General features: G+C 70.6%; 15 protein-coding genes. 8 read left to right on the top strand and 7 right to left on the bottom strand.

Features of this window, described 5'->3' with window-relative positions; all coding sequences use genetic code 11:
* Positions 1-64 precede the first annotated feature (64 nt).
* Positions 65-862: an endonuclease/exonuclease/phosphatase family protein gene (locus tag CGE01nite_RS07425; RefSeq protein ID WP_141369990.1), complete on the bottom strand. Its 798-nt coding sequence runs from the start codon at positions 860-862 to the stop codon at positions 65-67.
* A 246-nt stretch (positions 863-1,108) separates the two neighbouring features.
* Between CGE01nite_RS07425 and CGE01nite_RS07420 the strand changes: the two genes are divergently transcribed.
* Positions 1,109-2,416, top strand: coding sequence for an ABC transporter substrate-binding protein (locus CGE01nite_RS07420; protein WP_141369988.1), 1,308 nt, complete (start codon positions 1,109-1,111; stop codon positions 2,414-2,416).
* A 176-nt stretch (positions 2,417-2,592) separates the two neighbouring features.
* On the opposite strand, the gene CGE01nite_RS07415 is transcribed toward CGE01nite_RS07420, so the two are convergent.
* From CGE01nite_RS07415 to CGE01nite_RS07400, 4 genes are read right to left on the bottom strand one after another with little or no spacing between them, the layout of a single operon-like run.
* Positions 2,593-3,369 carry an ABC transporter ATP-binding protein gene (locus tag CGE01nite_RS07415; RefSeq protein WP_369796466.1) on the bottom strand — a complete coding sequence of 259 codons (777 nt, stop codon included), beginning with the start codon at positions 3,367-3,369 and terminating at the stop codon, positions 2,593-2,595.
* Positions 3,370-3,392: 23 nt separating this feature from the next.
* Positions 3,393-4,361, bottom strand: a complete 969-nt coding sequence (locus CGE01nite_RS07410; RefSeq protein WP_082156176.1) for an ABC transporter ATP-binding protein — start codon at positions 4,359-4,361, stop codon at positions 3,393-3,395.
* Positions 4,351-5,337: a branched-chain amino acid ABC transporter permease gene (locus tag CGE01nite_RS07405; protein ID WP_048341817.1), complete on the bottom strand. Its 987-nt coding sequence runs from the start codon at positions 5,335-5,337 to the stop codon at positions 4,351-4,353. The genes CGE01nite_RS07410 and CGE01nite_RS07405 overlap by 11 nt, the downstream gene beginning before the upstream one ends.
* 16 nt (positions 5,338-5,353) lie before the next feature.
* Entirely contained in the window at positions 5,354-6,691 is a 1,338-nt protein-coding gene (locus CGE01nite_RS07400) for a branched-chain amino acid ABC transporter permease (RefSeq protein WP_229747560.1), read from the bottom strand.
* Positions 6,692-7,243: 552 nt separating this feature from the next.
* On the opposite strand from CGE01nite_RS07400, the gene CGE01nite_RS07395 reads away from it, so the two are divergent.
* Positions 7,244-7,912 (top strand): GNAT family N-acetyltransferase, encoded by a 669-nt coding sequence (locus tag CGE01nite_RS07395; RefSeq protein WP_229747561.1) that lies wholly within the window; start codon positions 7,244-7,246, stop codon positions 7,910-7,912.
* Here CGE01nite_RS07395 and CGE01nite_RS07390 read toward each other — a convergent pair.
* Positions 7,896-8,309 carry a hotdog fold thioesterase gene (locus CGE01nite_RS07390; protein ID WP_048341814.1) on the bottom strand — a complete coding sequence of 138 codons (414 nt, stop codon included), beginning with the start codon at positions 8,307-8,309 and terminating at the stop codon, positions 7,896-7,898. The genes CGE01nite_RS07395 and CGE01nite_RS07390 overlap by 17 nt on opposite strands.
* Here CGE01nite_RS07390 and polA point away from each other — a divergent pair.
* From polA to CGE01nite_RS07370, 4 genes are all read left to right on the top strand, one after another.
* Positions 8,308-11,058, top strand: a complete 2,751-nt coding sequence (gene polA, locus CGE01nite_RS07385) for a DNA polymerase I (RefSeq protein ID WP_141369984.1) — start codon at positions 8,308-8,310, stop codon at positions 11,056-11,058. The two genes, CGE01nite_RS07390 and polA, sit on opposite strands and share 2 nt — an antisense overlap.
* Positions 11,059-11,188: 130 nt before the next feature.
* Positions 11,189-11,800, top strand: a complete 612-nt coding sequence (locus CGE01nite_RS07380) for a hypothetical protein (RefSeq protein WP_141369982.1) — start codon at positions 11,189-11,191, stop codon at positions 11,798-11,800.
* A 210-nt stretch (positions 11,801-12,010) separates the two neighbouring features.
* Positions 12,011-12,367, top strand: a complete 357-nt coding sequence (locus CGE01nite_RS07375) for a DUF485 domain-containing protein (RefSeq protein WP_048341811.1) — start codon at positions 12,011-12,013, stop codon at positions 12,365-12,367.
* On the top strand, positions 12,364-14,025 hold the full coding sequence (locus CGE01nite_RS07370) for a monocarboxylic acid transporter (protein ID WP_048341810.1): 1,662 nt from the start codon (positions 12,364-12,366) through the stop codon (positions 14,023-14,025). The genes CGE01nite_RS07375 and CGE01nite_RS07370 overlap by 4 nt, the downstream gene beginning before the upstream one ends.
* Before the next feature lie 85 nt (positions 14,026-14,110).
* Here the strand turns inward: CGE01nite_RS07370 and CGE01nite_RS07365 are convergent, their stop codons facing one another.
* Complete coding sequence (locus CGE01nite_RS07365) at positions 14,111-14,929, bottom strand: class I SAM-dependent methyltransferase (protein WP_048341809.1); 819 nt, start codon at positions 14,927-14,929, stop codon at positions 14,111-14,113.
* 153 nt (positions 14,930-15,082) lie between these two features.
* Here CGE01nite_RS07365 and CGE01nite_RS07360 point away from each other — a divergent pair, with 153 nt between their 5' ends.
* Positions 15,083-16,108: a 6-phosphofructokinase gene (locus CGE01nite_RS07360; protein ID WP_048341808.1), complete on the top strand. Its 1,026-nt coding sequence runs from the start codon at positions 15,083-15,085 to the stop codon at positions 16,106-16,108.
* Between the two features lie 228 nt (positions 16,109-16,336).
* Complete coding sequence (gene rpsA, locus CGE01nite_RS07355) at positions 16,337-17,815, top strand: 30S ribosomal protein S1 (protein ID WP_141369978.1); 1,479 nt, start codon at positions 16,337-16,339, stop codon at positions 17,813-17,815.
* Positions 17,816-17,960 lie beyond the last annotated feature (145 nt).

The following is a 17,960-nucleotide window of genomic DNA, read 5'->3' as shown; positions in this document are numbered from 1 at the left end:
ACCCGAGCCCCACGGCTCCTGAGCCCCCGTCCGCACCGGTCCACGACCGGGCGCGGGCGGGGGCTCAGTCGTGCGGGGCCGCACCCGGCGCGAGCGTGACGTCGACGACGAGCGCGCGGTGGTCGGACACCCCGGTGTCCACCGACCGGGCCGGACCGGTCGCAACCACGTGCCCGTCGCCGAGCACGTGGTCGATCTGTGCGGTCGGCGCGTGCACGGGGTAGGTCGGCGCGTCGGCAAGGGACGACATCCCGGTCGTGCGCGCGGCGGTCGTCGGCCCGAGGTTGAGGTCGCCCATGAGGACGAGCGGCCGCGGCAGGTCGGCGACGGCCTCGACGAGGTGGCGCGCCTGGACCGCGTTCTGACCCGACAGGAACGACAGGTGCGTGCAGACGACGGTCAGCGGGCCGTCCGGTGTGGCGAGCTGCGCGACGATCGCGGCGCGAGGGTGGTCGTGCAGCGGTCGGGGCAGCCGCCGGCCCGAGCGGTGCGCCCAGACGACGCCGCGTCGCCGGGGGAGCCGCACCGTGCGCCACGCCGTGGCGGGGTAGCGCGAGAGCAGCGCCACCCCGTAGGCCGCACCGGGAGGCGGTGCCGCGCTGGGTTCGTCGTACCGTCCTTCACGCCACAGCCCCACCGGACCGCGCAGCGTCACCGACAGCCGCGCGTCGCGCGCGCCCATCGCGTCGGCCGCGACTGCGGTGAGGTCCGCACGCCCGGAGCGGAGCTGGCGGTGGTCGACCTCTTGCAGCGCGAGGACGTCCGCGTCGAGCGCCCGGATCGCGTCCGCGAAGCGACTCACGTCGACCCGACGCGAGTCCAGCGTCCGGCCGTGCTGCACGTTGAAGGTCACCAGCCGCATCCGCCGATTGTCGCCCGACGAGCGCCCTGAGGCGCCCCGAACCGTCTCCAAGGCCGAGAGCACACGTCTCAGCAAGCGAACAGGCCCTTTCGGGTGAGCGGTTTCATCACAGGTTGGCAACGAAGCAGCGCGCAATCTTGGCGGATACATCCCGGATACAAACGATGGTTACCGTCGCGTCACGTTGCACGGGGACCGATGCCTTCGGGCCCCGGGACGCATTCCTCACGGAGAGGTTGAACGCCCATGGTTCGTTCTCATCACGCGATGAAGGCCGCAGCTCTGGCCGGTGCTGTCGCGCTGGTCCTGACCGCCTGCGGCAACAGTGGCTCGTCCGACGACGAGACGCCCGGAGCAGCCGCCACGACGAAGGACGCCGGCTCGGGCGGCGACACGAGCGGTGCGCTGACCATCGGCACCCTCCTGCCCCAGACCGGCTCGCTCGCGTTCCTCGGCCCGCCCGAGATCGCCGGCGTCGACCTGGCGGTCAAGGAGATCAACGAGAACGGCGGCATCAACGGGAAGGACGTCGTCGTCAAGCACGCCGACTCCTCGGATGCCGACCACGCCGACGTCGCTCCGCAGTCCTGGACCGACCTGCAGAGCCAGGGCGTCCAGGCCGTCATCGGTGCTGCCTCGTCGTCGGTCACGCAGCTGGTCGTCGACGACATCACGAACGCGAATGTCGTGATGGTCTCGCCCGCCAACACGGCGACGAGCCTGTCCGGCTACAGCCCGTTCTACTTCCGTACCGCGCCGCCGGACACCGTCCAGGGCTCGGCGCTCGGCAACCTCATCCTCGAGGACGGTGTCGAGAAGCTCGGCGTCCTCGTCTTCAACGAGGAGTACGGCACCTCGCTGCGCGACGTCGTGAAGGCGACGGTCGAGGGAGCCGGCGGCACGATCACCTACGGCAACAAGACCGAGGAGTTCGACCCGACGGCCTCGTCGTTCGCGGACCCGGTCGCGGGCGTCATGACGTCGAACGGTGGCGGCGCGCCCGAGGCGATTGCGATCATCGCGTTCGAGCAGACCAAGTCGATCATCCCCGAGCTCGTCGCGGCGGGCTTCACCGGTCGCGTCTACATGGTCGACGGCAACACGGCCGACTACTCGAAGGACTTCGAGGCAGGCACGCTCGCAGCGTGGAAGACGCAGGGAACCACCCCCGGCGCCTACCCGGACGAGGCCTTCAAGGACCGCATGCTGTCCGTCGACCCGGCCCTGAAGGACTACGCCTACGGCCCGGAGTCGTACGACGCGGCCATCCTGATCGCTCTCGCCGCGCTCAAGGGAGGCGGCGTCGACGGTGCCACGATCCAGAAGAACATGGCGGCTGTCTCGGGTGCGGACGGCGGCACGGAGTGCGAGGGCTTCAAGGAGTGTGCCGACCTGATCACTGCAGGTGAGGACATCGACTATAAGGCTGTCTCCGGTGCTGGCCCGTTCAACGCCGACAACGACCCGTCGTCGGCGTTCATCGGGATCTTCCAGTACAACGACGACAACACCTACACCTGGCAGAAGGCCGTGGAGGGTTCCGTCGCGGAGTGATCCTGCGCTGAGTTGACGACGTCGGCCCCGGTGGTCATCGAGACCACCGGGGCCGACGTCTGTCCACGCGCGACGTGCGCGGACGACGACGGCCGGCCCGGGCGAACGCGCTGGGGACGACGAAGGGGCTCGGGCGGCCGCAGCTGCCCGAGCCCCTCGCGTCTCGCGGCGGGAGGTCAGTCCGTCGTCGTGTCCTTGGCGGCGGCCTCGACATCGGTCGCGAGGGTGCCGAGGTAGAGCTGGATGACCTTCGGGTCGTGCATGAGCTCGCGGCCGGGGCCGGAGTAGGCGTTGCGGCCCTGGTCCAGCACGTACGCGCGGTCGCAGATCTGCAGGCACCGCCGCGCGTTCTGCTCGACGATGACGATCGACACCCCGGCCTTGTTGATCTTGCGGGTGCGCAGGAACGCCTCGTCCTGCCGGACCGGGGAGAGCCCGGCCGACGGCTCGTCGAGCAGCAGCACGGACGGCTCCATCATGAGCGCGCGGCCCATGGCCACCATCTGCCGCTCGCCCCCGGACAGCGAGCCGGCACGCTGCCGACGGCGCTCGGCCAGGGCCGGGAAGATGTCGGTGACGAACTCGAAGCGTTCCGCGAACCGCTTGTGGTCCTGGAAGATCCCCATCTGCAGGTTCTCCTCGATGGTCAGCGAGGGGAACACGTTGTTCGTCTGGGGGACGAAGCCGACGCCGCGGCGCACGAGCTTGTCGGCGCGCTGGTTGGTGATCTCGTCTCCGCCGAGCGTCACCGTGCCCTCGCGGATCGGCACGAGCCCGAACAGCGCCTTCAGCAGCGTGGACTTGCCCGCGCCGTTGGGGCCGATGATCCCCACGAGCTCGCCCGGGTGCAGCACGAGGTTGCAGCCGTTGAGGATGTCGACGCCCGGCAGGTAGCCGGCGTACAGGTCGACCGCGTCGAGCAGCGGCTCGCCGTCCGGTGCGCCGCGGTGCACGTCCGGTGACGTGGTCTGCGTGGTCACTGCGTCGCCTCCTCGGCCTCGGCCTCTGCCTCGTACTGCTCGACCACGTCGTCGACGAGCAACGCGTCGTCGCCCAGGTCCGTGTCGTGGTGCGCGCCCAGGTAGGCGTCGACGACGGCCTGGTCCTGCATGATCGTCTCGGGCGGCCCCTCGGCGACGATGCGGCCCTCGGCCATGACGACGACCCAGTCGGAGATGTGCCGGACCATGTGCATGTCGTGCTCGACGAACAGGACGGTCATCCCCTCGTCGCGCAGGCCCTGGATGTGACCCAGGAGCGACTGCGTGAGCGCGGGGTTCACCCCGGCCATGGGCTCGTCGAGCATCACCATGGTGGGCCTGGTCATCAGGGCGCGCGCCATCTCGAGGAGCTTGCGCTGACCACCGGACAGGCTGCCGGCGAAGTCGTCCGCCTTGGTGTCGAGCTTGAAGCGCTCGAGCAGCTCGTAGGCACGGGCCGTGATGTCGGCCTCCTGGCCCCGCCAGAGCGTGGGGAGCAGCGACGCCAGGACGTTCTCGCCGCGCTGGGCCGTGGCACCGAGGCGCATGTTGTCGATCACGGTCATGCGCGACAGCGCCTTGGTGAGCTGGAACGTGCGGACCATCCCGGCCGCCGCCATGCGGGCCGCGGTCCGCCCGTGGACCGGCTGGCCCTCGAAGGACCACTCGCCGACGTCGGCGCGGTCGAAGCCCGTCAGCAGGTTGAACAGCGTGGTCTTGCCCGCGCCGTTCGGGCCGATCAGCGCCGTGATCGCGCCGCGCTGCACCTCGAGGTGCTCGACGTCGACCGCGTGGATGCCGCCGAAGGTCCGGCGGACGCCGGAGGCGACGATGATCGGGTCGGGCTTCGGCGCGCCGGGCAGGCGAGGCACATCCGCCAGCTCCCGGGCGATGCGCTCGCGCGGCGGGGCCGGCGCGTCGCCGTCACCGCGGGGCGCGGGGTTCGGGGGAGTCTCAGCGGACATCGATCGCCAGCTCCTTCTTGTCGCCGAGGATTCCTTGTGGCCGGAAGATCACGAGGAGCATGAGGGTCAGTCCGACGAGCATCCACGAGAACGCCTCGGACTGCGTGCTGGAGATGAACGACAGCTCGGCGTCGCGCAGCACGCTCTTCACGAGCATGAACACGGTCCACAGCAGGATCGACCCGAGCACCGGTCCGAACACGGTCGCGGCTCCGCCGAGAAGCAGGATCGTCCAGATGTTGAAGGTCATCGTGCGGCCCATGGCATCCGCCTGGACCGAGGTCGGCAACGTGTAGAAGATGCCCGCGATCGCACCGCCGATGCCGCCGAGGACGAGCGCCTGCATCTTGTAGCCGTAGACGTTCTTGCCGAGAGCGCGCACCGCGTCCTCGTCCTCGCGCACGCCCTTGAGCACGCGGCCCCACGGGCTGCGCATCCAGCGCCACACGAGCACGCACCCGATCGCGACCGCGACCCAGGCGACGAGCCGCAGCCACCACGAGCTGGACGTGCAGTTCGGGTACGTCCAGAGCCAGATCGTCGTCGTGCCGTCCGGGAACGGGCACAACGACTCGAACGACGACTTGTACCCGTCGCCGCCGGACAGTCCGGAGTTGCCGCCAGTGAGCCACGTCAGAGACGTGGATCTGCTGATGATGCGGACGATCTCGGCCGCCGCGATCGTGACGATCGACAGGTAGTCGCCGCGGAGCTTCAGCGTCGGGATGCCGAGCAGGATCCCGAAGAGGACGGCCGCGACCATCGCGGCGATCACCGACGCGAAGAACGGCCAGCCGGCGATCGCGGTGATCGCGTAGGCGTAGGCGCCGAGCAGCATGAAGCCCGCCTGGCCGAAGTTGAGCAGCCCGGTCATGCCGAAGTGGATGTTGAGGCCGATCGCCGCGAGGGCGTAGGCCGCCGTGGCGGGCGCGAACGCCTCGCCGGCGACGTTGATGAGGATCCTGGTCCAGTCCATGGTGTCCCTCCTGGCCTCAGCCGATCCGGTCCCGGCGACCGAGGATGCCCTGCGGTCGCACGAGGAGGACGAGGATGAGGATGAGCAGCGCGCCGGCGTACTTCATGTCCGACGGGATGACGAGGCTCGACATTTCGGCGACGACGCCGATCACGAGCGAGCCGGCGAGCGCACCCCACGCGGTGCCCAGACCGCCGAGGGTCACGGCCGCGAACATCAGGAGCAGGACGGTGCCTCCCATGTTCCAGGCGGTGGACTGGAAGTAGAGGCCGACGAGGACGCCACCGAGGGCCGCCAGGCCGGCCGCTCCGGTCCACACGATCCGGATCACGCGTTCCACTCCGATGCCGGAGGCAGCGGCGAGCGCGGGGTTGTCGGACACCGCCCGGGTGGCCCGGCCCGTGCGGGTGTAGAGCAGGAACGCCGCGGCGCCCGCGAGCACGACGGCCGCGATGCCCGCCGAGAGCAGGCTCTGCACCGTGAGCGTCACGGGGCCGAGCGAGACCGGCTTCGGGTTGCTCGTGTCGATGCGTAGCCTGCCGCCGCCCAGGAGGAACTGGAACAGGTACTGCAGGACCATCGACAGACCGATGGTCACGATCATCTGCTGGGTCAGGCCCACCCGGCGCCGGCGCAGCGGACGCCAGATGCCCGCGTCCTGCAGCCAGCCCGAGGCCGCGCCGAGCAGCGTGGCGAGGACGGCCGCGAGCCACAGGTCCATGCCGACGACCTGCACGAAGAAGTAGGCGAGGATCGCGCCCAGCGTGACCTGCTCGCCGTGCGCGAAGCTGGAGAGCCCGGTCGTCCCGTAGATGAGGGACAGACCCACCGACGCCAGCGCGAGCAGCAGGCCGAAGACGAGCCCGTTCGCGAGCTGCTGGGCGACGCGCTTGCCCGAGATTCCGCCAGCACCCGAGGACGCGTCGCTGCCCGGCTTGTCGGCGGGCGGCGCGGACGTCGCACCTGGTTCGGGTTGCTCGGTCGGCGTGCCGGTCGTCGGCGCGCCGAGTGCGAAGAGCACGCGTGACTGGGAGTTCAGCAGCACCTTGACGGTCCGCGACGTGGCCGTGGGGTCGCGCAGCTGCTCGCCCTCGGGGAGCGTCGCGGGGTCGATCGTGACGGTGTACTCGCCGGCCACGGTCACCGGGACCGCCCACGTGCCGTCGTCACCGGTCGTAGCCGCGGAGGCACCACCGGCGCCGTCGACGCTCAGTGCGACCCCGGCCGCGGGCTGTCCGTCCGCCGTCTTGATCGTGCCGACCACGCACCCCGTCGACGCGTCGGGAACGCACGGCTGCGCGCTCGCCGCCGCGGGCCACGCCTGCAGGACCACGGCCAGAACCGCCGTGGCCACCAGCGTGAGGACGCCCGTGAGCGTGCGTGTCCGTGGTGACGCCGATCGTTCGCGTCGGTTCCTGCCCGGTGCTCGTCCTGGATGGGCGAGAGCGCTCACCGAGGACCTCCGTCCTGTGCTCGCAACACCGTCCCGGGGGTCAGGCGGTGGTCCTGCGTGTCAGTTCGTCTTCGTGCTGTCGACGCGCCATGTGCCGGGGGCGACGCCCGGACGCGACACTGCGTCCGGGCGTTCACCAAGCGGGCTACCGGTCGGTACGGACGCGAGCCCGGCCGACGTTAGGGACTGATTGTGTCGGTCTCGTTTCGGGTTGCCCAGTGGTTCGTTGCGTGTCGCACGATCGGACGCGCAGACGGGTGATGTCACAGACTCGCCGGGATCGTACCCATGCCCGGCGTGTCGTCGGCGCGTGGCGTGAGGGTTCGCTGGGCGGGACTAGGCACAGCGACCAGGTGTGGGCCATGATCGACGTCGGCGCCGTCGTGGGCAGCGAGGGGTGCCGGAGTCCGGAGCCCCCTCATCCGCCGGAGGTAGACCAACGTGCGTCCCGGAGTGCAAGCACGCGCTGCGCTGCCCGAAGACCTCGACGACCTGGTCCACCTGTGCCTCGAGGCGCGCAAGGAGGCGGGGACCGGCGCCCAGCTCTGCACCGACGACACGGACCGCCTGGCCCGCCAGCTGGGAGCGCTCCTGGCAGTCGAGGGCGGCATCGTCCTCGTCGGGACCATCGACGACCAGCCGGCAGGTCTCCTGCTCGGTCGCCTGGTGGGTCCGAGCCTCTTCGCGGACTCGACCTCGCTCGCCCTCGAGGCGATCTACGTGATGAACACCGCGCGCCGGCGGGGACTCGGGCACACGCTCCTGGCGCACGCCGCCGCGGTGGCCGAGCAGAACGGCGCGGCGGAGGTCTATGCCGCGCCGCTCCCGGGTGCGCGTGGCATGCAGCGCTTCCTCGCGCGGCTCGGCTTCGCACCTGCCGCGGCGTTCCGGGTCGCGGGGACGGCGGCGCTCCAGCGGCGGCTGCTCCACGACCACGGCGCGACGGTCGTCGCGTCGCGTCGGCCCTCGTCCCGTGGGCTCGAGGACCTCATCGCGCGCCGTCGGCAGGCGCGCGCCGCGCGTCAGCCGGCCGATCCGGAGCAGTCCGCGAGCCTCGGCATGCGCATCGACCGCGCGGTCTCCACGGCGGTCCGTCCGGTCCCGATCACAGGGCGTCGATGATCATGCAGGTCAACCGGGCGGTGCACAGGCGCCTCCCGGACTCGTCCTCGATCACCACCTCGTAGGCCGCGAGGCTGCGCCCCAGGTGCACGGCCTTCGCCGTACCGGTGACGACGCCCTGGCGCGCCGAGCGGTGGTGCGTGGCGTTCAGCTCGATCCCGACGGCCGTCCGGCCGGGTCCGGCGTGCACGACCGCGGCATAGGAGCCCAGCGTCTCCGCGAGCGCGGCCGTCGCGCCGCCGTGCAGGAGACCGAACGGCTGCGTGTTCCCCGCGACGGGCATCGTGGCCACCGCGTGCTCGGCGCTGAGCTCGCTCACGACGATCCCCAGGCGTTCGATCAGGGTGCCCCGCTCGTCGAGGCGGGGGTCGGACGTGAGCACGGGTGTGTCGGACATGGCAGATAGGTTGACACCCGTGAGCGACGAACAGCCAGCCGCACGTCCCGCCGGACCCGCACGTCTTCTCCTGATCGACGGCCACTCGATGGCGTACCGCGCGTTCTTCGCCCTTCCGGTGGAGAACTTCGCGACCTCGTCGGGCCAGCCGACGAACGCCGTGTTCGGCTTCACGTCGATGCTCGCCAACCTGCTGCGCGACGAGCAGCCCACCCACGTCGCGGTGGCGTTCGACCTGGGGCGGACGACGTTCCGCACCGAGCGCTACGAGGCGTACAAGGGCACGCGCGACGCGACGCCTGAGCCGTTCCGCGGTCAGGTCGACGTGATCCGGCGCGTGCTCGAACCCCTGCACATCCCGGTCATCACCAAGGAGCGGTTCGAGGCCGACGACGTGCTCGCGACCCTCACGACGCAGGCGCGCGCGCAAGGCATGCAGGTGCTGATCTGCTCGGGCGACCGCGACTCGTTCCAGCTCGTGCGCGACGACGTCACGGTGCTGTACCCCGTGCGCGGCGTCTCGGAGCTCGCGCGGATGACGCCCGAGGCGGTCAGCGCCAAGTACGGCGTGCCCCCGGAGCGGTACAGCGACCTGGCCGCGCTCGTCGGCGAGACGTCGGACAACCTGCCCGGCGTGCCGGGCGTCGGTCCGAAGACGGCCGCGAAGTGGCTCACGCAGTACGGCGATCTCGAGGGCGTGGTCGCCGCCGCGGACGGGATCACGGGCAAGGCGGGGGAGTCGTTGCGCGAGAACCTCGCGCAGGTCCAGCTCAACCGCGAGCTCAACCAGCTCGTGACGGACCTCGAGCTGCCGATGGGCCCCGAGGACCTCGAGGCGCGCGAGTGGGACCGCCAGGCTCTGCACACGATCCTGGACGAGCTCGAGTTCCGCACGTTGCGCGACCGCCTCTTCGCGATGCTGCCCGACGAGTCGAGCGTGGCGGCCGTCGCCGTCGCCGCTGCTGCACTCGAGCTCGACGAGCTCGACGAGGGCGCGCTCGGTGCGTGGCTCGAGGCCCGGTCGGGCGTCGTGCTGGGACTCGACGTGCGCGGCAGCGGTGCGCCCGCGGGCGGCGACGCCTGGGGTCTCGCGGTCGCCGATGCGGAGGGACGCGCAGTCGTGGTCGACCTCGCGCAGGTGGCCCCGGTCGACGAGCAGGCTCTGGCGGCGTGGCTCGCGGACGCCCGCGCCCCGAAGGTCGTCCACGGCGCGAAGGTCGCGGCGCACGCGTTGCGGGGGCGTGGCTTGTCGCTGGCAGGCGTCGTCAGCGACACCGAGCTCGCGGCCTACCTGTGCCAGCCCGACCGCCGTGCGTACGACCTGCCCGACCTCGCGATCGGCTATCTGCACCGCGAGCTCGGCGAGGACGACGCCGGCGACGGCGGGCAGGGCGCGCTCGACCTCGAGCTCGACGGGACGGGCGAGGACCGCCGTGCCGCCGTGCGCGCGGCGGCGGTCCGTGATCTCGCGGACGTGCTCGACGCGGAGGTGGCGGACCGCGGCGCGACGCATCTGCTGGCCGACCTCGAGCTCCCGCTGCAGGACGTGCTCGTGCGCGTCGAAGCCACGGGTATCGCCGTGGACGCGACGTGGTTGCGTGAGCTCGAGCGATCGTTCGACGGCGAGGTCACGCGCGCGGCCGACGAGGCGTTCGCGGTGATCGGACGCGAGGTGAACCTGGGTTCGCCCAAGCAGCTGCAGGAGGTCCTGTTCGACCAGCTGCAGATGCCGAAGACCAAGCGCATCAAGACGGGCTACACGACGGACGCGGCCGCCCTGACGGACCTGTTCGCGCGGACGCAGCACCCGTTCCTCGAGCACCTGCTGGCGCACCGGGACGCGATCCGGCTGCGGCAGACGGTCGAGGGCCTGCAGCGGTCGATCGCGCCGGACGGGCGGATCCACACGACCTTCCAGCAGACCATCGCGGCGACAGGCCGGCTGTCCTCGACCGACCCGAACCTGCAGAACATCCCGATCCGCACGGACGCCGGCCGCCAGATCCGCCGCGCGTTCGTGGTCGGTCCGGGCTTCGAGTCGCTCCTGACGGCGGACTACTCGCAGATCGAGATGCGGATCATGGCCCACCTGTCCGGGGACGAGGGCCTGATCGAGGCGTTCCGCTCGGGCGAGGACCTGCACAGCTATGTCGGGTCTCGCGTGTTCGGCGTCCCGACCGACTCGGTCACCGCGGCGCAGCGCTCGAAGATCAAGGCGATGTCCTACGGGCTCGCCTACGGGCTCTCGGCGTACGGCCTCTCGCAGCAGCTCTCGATCGAGGTCTCCGAGGCCTCCGAGCTGATGAAGGACTACTTCGAGCGGTTCGGCGGCGTCCGCGAGTACCTGACCGGCGTGGTCGGCACCGCCCGGGCGACGGGGTACACCGCGACGGTGCTCGACCGCCGCCGGTACCTGCCGGACCTGACGAGCGACAACCGGCAGCGGCGCGAGGCGGCGGAACGCATGGCGCTCAACGCACCGATCCAGGGCAGCGCGGCGGACCTCATCAAGCTCGCGATGCTGGGCGTCGACCGTGAGCTGCGTCGTCGCGAGCTGACGTCGCGCATGCTGCTCCAGGTGCACGACGAGCTCGTCCTCGAGGTCGCCCCAGGTGAGCGTGACGAGGTCGAGCAGCTCGTGCGCGAGCAGATGGCGCAGGCGGACGCGGGACTGCCCGGCGGGCGGCTCGACGTGCCGCTCGACGTGAGCGTCGGCGTGGGTGCGAGCTGGCACGAGGCGGGCCACTGACGTTGCGCGTCACCGCCTTGGACGCAAGCCCGCGAAGGGGACATTCCGGCGATAAGGTTCGCCCCAGTCGCACAGGCACAGTGCCTACTCGTGCTCGCGTACGAGTCATGCGACAACGAAGGGATGTCCGGTGAAGCGCATCGTGGGGGCCGTCGCCTCACTACTCATGGGTCTGGGTCTCGTACTCGCCGCGGCCGGGCCGTCGGCCGCCGTGGGGACCGGGTTCGAACCCGATCCCGGACGCAAGTGCGGCACGACGCCGAAGCCGTACTGGAAGTGGTCGTCCGTGACGAAGAAGTACGTGCTCACCCATCACGCCGTGGTTGAGAACTACACCTCGAAGGCGGGATCGCGGACGAAGACGATGGCGGTGAGCGCGACAGTGACGGCGGCTGTCACCTTCACCACGTCGGCCAAGGTCTCCGCGAGCCTCCCGATCGGTGGACTGGAGGGCCAGACGAGCCTGTCGTTGCAGGCGAGCGGCGCGAGGACGACCTCGAGCACGGTCAGCGAGACCTACACCGTCCAGCCAGGCACGTCAGTCTTCTACCAGGGCACGCGACAGGCGAGCGGCAGCTTCACGTACTACAAGCCCGCCTGCCTGCAGGGGTCGTGGATCTGGACGAAGGTGCCAGGCAAGGTGACGTCGTGGACGTCGGAGATCTCCGGCGCGCTGTGGTGCAAGACGACGCCGCCCGCGAACACGCTCGCGGCCGTTGCAAAGAAGAAGTGCACCGGCTGACCGGAGCCGAGCGGGCACGAGGCGGCACCGACACGCGTCGGAGGGCTCTCGAGGGCGGCGCGCGAGCGCGAACCGCGCCCCGACTCTTTCGGGACCTGAGCGATTCGTTTCGCCGAAATGTCCGGTGTGTCGAGCGGCGGAACGACGTGTTCTCCGTCACACTCGCTGCCGGCGGCAATCAGGCTGCCTTCCGTGCGGGAGGGGACTCACGTGTCCGAGACGCTCAACGAACCACCACCCCGGACGCCCTACCAGGTCGTCCAGGACAGCCCGGACTTCCAAGCACTACGCAGCAGGTTCCGTCGTTTCGTCTTCCCGATGACGGCGCTGTTCCTCGTCTGGTACTTCGTCTACGTCCTGCTGGCGAACTACGCCCACGGCTTCATGGCGACGAAGGTCTGGGGCAACATCACCGTCGGGCTGCTCTTCGGGCTCGGGCAGTTCGTCTCGACGTTCGCGATCACGATGATCTACGCGCGGTGGGCGAACGACCGGCAGGACCCCGTGGCAGAGGAGCTGCGGGCCAAGATCGAGGACGGCGAGCTGGGCGGCGGTGAGCTCGCATGAGCGCCCGCGCCGAGGGGGCGACGCTCGCAGCGGCGGCCACCGAGCAGATCGGTGAACCCGCGGTCAACATCGGGATCTTCGCGCTGTTCGTCCTCGTGACGCTCGTCATCGTGTTCCGCGCGTCGCGGAACAACAAGACCGCGGCCGACTACTACGCGGCCGGCCGGTCGTTCACCGGCCCGCAGAACGGGACCGCCATCGCGGGCGACTACCTTTCCGCGGCATCGTTCCTCGGCATCTGCGGTGCGATCGCGCTCAACGGATACGACGGCTTCCTGTACTCGATCGGGTTCCTCGTCGCGTGGCTCGTCGCGCTGCTGCTCGTCGCCGAGCTGTTGCGCAACACCGGTCGGTTCACGATGGCCGACGTGCTGTCGTTCCGGCTCAAGGAACGGCCCGTGCGCATGGCAGCGGCGCTCTCGACCCTCACGGTGGTGTTCTTCTACCTCTTGGCGCAGATGGCAGGTGCCGGAGGCCTCGTCGCGCTGCTGCTCGGGGTCAGCGGCACGGCCGCGCAGGGCATCGTGATCGCGGTCGTCGGCGCGCTGATGATCCTGTACGTCCTCGTGGGCGGGATGAAGGGCACCACCTGGGTGCAGATCATCAAAGCGGTGCTGCTCATCGTGGGCGCCGGCGTGATGACCCTGTGGGTGCTGGCCAAGTTCGGGTTCAGCCTGTCCGGCGTCATCCAGGGCGCGGTCGACGCGGCGGGTGAGGGCGGTGAGGCGCTCATCGGTCCGGGCAAGCAGTACGGCGCCACTGCGATGAGCCAGCTCAACTTCCTGTCCCTCGCGCTGGCCCTGGTGCTCGGCACGGCGGGCCTGCCGCACGTGCTCATGCGGTTCTACACGGTGCCGTCCGCCAAGGAGGCGCGTCGCTCGGTCGTCTGGGCGATCTGGCTCATCGGGATCTTCTACCTCTTCACGCTGGTCCTCGGCTACGGCGCCGGGGCCCTCGTGGGGCCGGAGACGATCAAGGCGGCACCGGGCGGCGTGAACTCGGCGGCTCCGCTGCTCGCCTACGAGCTCGGCGGGACGATCCTGCTCGGGATCATCTCGGCGGTGGCGTTCGCGACGATCCTGGCCGTCGTGGCCGGGCTGACGATCACCGCGGCGACCTCGTTCGCGCACGACATCTACGCCAACGTCATCAAGAAGGGGCAGATCCGGCCGGACGGCGAGGTGCGCGTCGCGCGCATCACCGTCGTCGCGATCGGCATCCTGGCGATCATCGGCGGGATCTTCGCGAACGGTCAGAACGTCGCCTTCCTCGTCGCGCTGGCGTTCGCGGTCGCGGCGAGCGCGAACCTGCCGACCATCCTGTACTCGCTCTTCTGGAAGCGCTTCAACACCTCGGGTGCGCTCTGGAGCATGTACGGGGGCCTGATCTCGTGCATCGTGCTCATCGCGTTCTCGCCCGTCGTCTCGGGCAAGGTCGACCCGGTGACGGGGGCGAGCCTGTCGATGATCCGCGACACCTCGATCGACTTCCACCTGATCGACCTCGAGAACCCGGGTCTGATCTCGATCCCGCTCGCGTTCGTCCTCGGCATCGTCGGGACGCTCATGAGCCGGGAGAAGCCGCACCCCGAGAAGTTCGCGGAGATGGAGGTCCGGTCGCTCACGGGCGCGGGTGCCGAGAAGGCGACCGTGCACTGATGACGGGCGGCGCGCGCTGCGAGGGCGTGCGCTGAGCACGTAGTGGCGGCGGGCGGCCCGGCCTTGGGTCGCCCGCCGCTACGCCTCAGGGCCGGTGCGAGACGAAGATCGCCGTCCCGGGCAGCAGTGCCCCGCGCACCGGGCCCCAGCCGCCCCAGGTCCGGTCGTGGCCGGCCGGCCACTCGGGCTCGACGACGCGGTCGAGCACCAGCCCCGCCCCGACGAGGTCGGCGACGTGGTCGCCCAGCGTGCGGTGGTACTCGGCGTACAGAACGGTCCCCGACGTCCCGAGCTCGACGTACGGACGCCGGTCGAAGTACGACCGGATCGCGGTGAGCCCTTCCGGATCGTCGGGGAACGCCCATCGCAGGGGGTGCGTCACGGCGCACACCCAGCGCCCGCCCGGTCGCAGCACCCGAGCGGCCTCGGCGTGGACCGCGCCGGCGTCGGGGACGAAGGGAATGGCGCCGAAGGCGGTGAACACCACGTCGAACGTCGCGTCCGGGAAGGGCAGCCGGCGAGCGTCGGCGACGACGGTCGGCACACTGACCCCCGCCGCCTCGTCGTACCGCCTGCCGGCCGCGAGCATCGCCTCGGAGATGTCGGTCGCGACGACGTCGGCGCCCTGGAGGGCGAGCCACCGGCTGCACTGCGCCGCGCCGGCGCCCACCTCGAGCACACGCGCACCGGCGACGTCACCGAGCAGGCGGGCGTCGGCCTCCCGCAGGTCCTCCGGGCACCAGACGAAGTCAGCCGGTCCCAGGAACTCGCCGTGCTCGTCGAGGTACTCGGCGGCGTTGGCGTCCCACCACCGCCGTCCCGCGGCGCCGTCGTCGGCGACGTGCTGGAACGCGACCTCGGCGAGGTCCTCGTCTGCGGCGGGTTCGAGCGCGTCGGGAGCCATGCCCCCAGTCTGGGGGAGGTCCGGGGGAGGTGCGGCGACACCCCGACCCGGGACGGAAGGGCCGCAGGGCGCGCCGGTACGCCGATAGGCTGACCGGACGGACGCCCGACGACGCGCGCCGGCCCCCCTGTCGTTCGATGAAGGAGCTCACGCGTGCGAGTCGGTCTGCTCACCGGTGGTGGCGACGTCCCCGGGCTGAACGCGGCGATACGCGCCGTCGTCAAGCGTGGCGAAGGAGAGTACGGCCACCAGATCGTGGGTTTCCGGAACGGTTGGCGCGGCGTGGTGGACGGTGACGTCCTGCCGCTGTCGCGCCAGCACATCCGCAACGTCCTGCCCGTCGGCGGCACGCTGCTCGGCACCGCCCGCTTCCACCCGCACGCGAGCGACGGCGGGATCGACGCGGTGCTGGCGACGCTCGAGGCCGAGCGCCTCGAGGCGCTGATCTGCATCGGCGGCGACGGGACGCTGCACGCGGCGAGCAAGATCGCCGAGGCGGGCGTGCGGATCGTCGCGATCCCCAAGACGATCGACAACGACGTGTGGGGGACCGACCAGTCCATCGGCTTCGACACCGCGGTGACGGTCGCGACCGAGGCCGTCGACCGCATCCACACCACCGCGGAGAGCCACAACCGCGTGATGATCGTCGAGGTCATGGGGCGGCACGCGGGGTGGATCGCCACGACCGCGGGCATCGCCGGCGGCGCCGAGCTCGTGCTCGCGCCCGAGGCCCCGTTCGACATCGAGAAGATCGAGAAGTTCCTCAAGCACCGGCACCGCGCGCACGCGAGCTTCTCGATCGTCGTCGTCGCCGAGGGTGCCGTGCCCGCCGAGGGCACGGCGATGCACTACGAGACGCAGGTGGGCAAGTTCGGCGAGATCGTCGCCGGGGCGATCGGTGAGCGGCTCAAGGCCGAGATCGAGAAGCGCACCGGCTTCGACACGCGTGTGACCGTGCTGGGGCACGTGCAGCGCGGCGGGACCCCGACCCCGACGGACCGCATCCTCGGCAGCCGGTTCGGCGTCGCGGCGATCGACGCGGTGACCGAGGGTCGGTCGAACGTGATGACGGCGCTGCGCGGTGACCGCGTCGAGCTCGTCCCGCTCGCGGACGTCGCCGGCAAGGTCAAGCACGTCCCGGACGAGCTCCTGTCGGTCGCGAGCGCGCTCGCGTGACCCCGCGCCGACCTCGGTCGACGCTTTGACCCGCTCCGCTGTCCACCGTTAGGGTGGACGGCGGTGCCGCGCGCCTTCTTTCTCGCGTGCCCGCACGAGCTCTCGGACCCGACGAGCTCGTCGGGTGGTCGAGGACCTCGAGAACACTCCTGACGTGATCCCGTCGTCGAGGTGTGCCCGCCATCCCTGTTCGAACTACATCCTGTCCGCATCGGAGCCCACCACTACATGAGCATCTCCACCCCCGCGAAGCCCGCCACGCCGCAGGTCGCGATCAACGACATCGGCACGGCCGAGGACCTCCTCGCCGCGATCGACGCCACCATCAAGTACTTCAACGACGGCGACATCGTCGAAGGCGTCGTCGTCAAGGTCGACCGTGACGAGGTCCTGCTGGACATCGGTTACAAGACCGAGGGCGTCATCCCCTCCCGCGAGCTGTCCATCAAGCACGACGTGGACCCCGGCGAGGTCGTCAAGGTCGGCGACGAGGTCGAGGCCCTCGTCCTCCAGAAGGAGGACAAGGAAGGCCGGCTGATCCTGTCCAAGAAGCGGGCGCAGTACGAGCGCGCGTGGGGCACGATCGAGAAGATCAAGGAAGAGGACGGCGTCGTCACCGGCACCGTCATCGAGGTCGTCAAGGGCGGCCTCATCCTCGACATCGGTCTGCGCGGCTTCCTGCCCGCGTCGCTCGTCGAGATGCGTCGCGTCCGCGACCTCGGCCCGTACGTGGGCAAGGAGATCGAGGCCAAGATCATCGAGCTCGACAAGAACCGCAACAACGTGGTCCTGTCGCGCCGTGCCTGGCTCGAGCAGACGCAGTCCGAGGTGCGCTCCACCTTCCTGCAGACGCTGCAGAAGGGCCAGGTGCGCCCCGGTGTCGTCTCCTCGATCGTCAACTTCGGTGCGTTCGTGGACCTCGGTGGCGTGGACGGGCTCGTGCACGTCTCGGAGCTGTCCTGGAAGCACATCGACCACCCGTCCGAGGTCGTCGAGGTCGGCCAGGAGGTCACGGTCGAGGTCCTGGACGTCGACTTCGACCGCGAGCGGGTCTCGCTGTCGCTGAAGGCGACGCAGGAGGACCCGTGGCAGGCGTTCGCCCGGACGCACGCCATCGGCCAGGTCGTCCCCGGCAAGGTCACCAAGCTCGTCCCGTTCGGTGCGTTCGTGCGCGTCGAGGACGGCATCGAGGGTCTGGTCCACATCTCGGAGCTGGCCGTGCGCCACGTCGAGATCCCGGAGCAGGTCGTCCAGGTCGGCGACGACGTCTTCGTCAAGGTCATCGACATCGACCTCGAGCGTCGCCGCATCTCGCTGTCGCTCAAGCAGGCGAACGAGGGCTTCGACCCCGAGTCGGAGGACTTCGACCCCGCGCTGTACGGCATGGCGGCCGAGTACGACGAGGCCGGCAACTACAAGTACCCCGAGGGCTGCGACCCGGCCACGAACGAGTGGCTCGAGGGCTTCGAGACCCAGCGCGAGGCGTGGGAGGCCCAGTACGCAGCCGCTCACGAGCGCTGGGAGGCGCACCGCAAGCAGGTCGCCGAGGCCGCCAAGGCCGACGCCGAGGCTGCGACGTCCGAGTCCGCTCCCGCCGCCGGTGGCCCCGTGCCGTCGACGTACTCCTCGTCGACCGACGAGGCCGCGGGCACGCTGGCGTCCGACGAGGCGCTCGCCGCTCTGCGCGAGAAGCTCACGGGCAACTGAGTCACCTCTGACCGTCCGGGAGCGTGCTCCCGGACGGTCGAGACACCGGGCCGGTCACCTTCGGGTGGCCGGCCCGTCGTCGTCCGCGGCGGGACGACCCGCGCTCTTGCGCGCGGCGTCCGGCCGGCCGCCACGCACGGAGAGG

The organism is Cellulomonas gelida (genome assembly GCF_006538725.1).
Taxonomy (GTDB): domain Bacteria; phylum Actinomycetota; class Actinomycetes; order Actinomycetales; family Cellulomonadaceae; genus Cellulomonas; species Cellulomonas gelida.
Note: the sequence above shows the minus strand (reverse complement) of the source record. Positions and strands in the feature narration are given on the sequence as shown.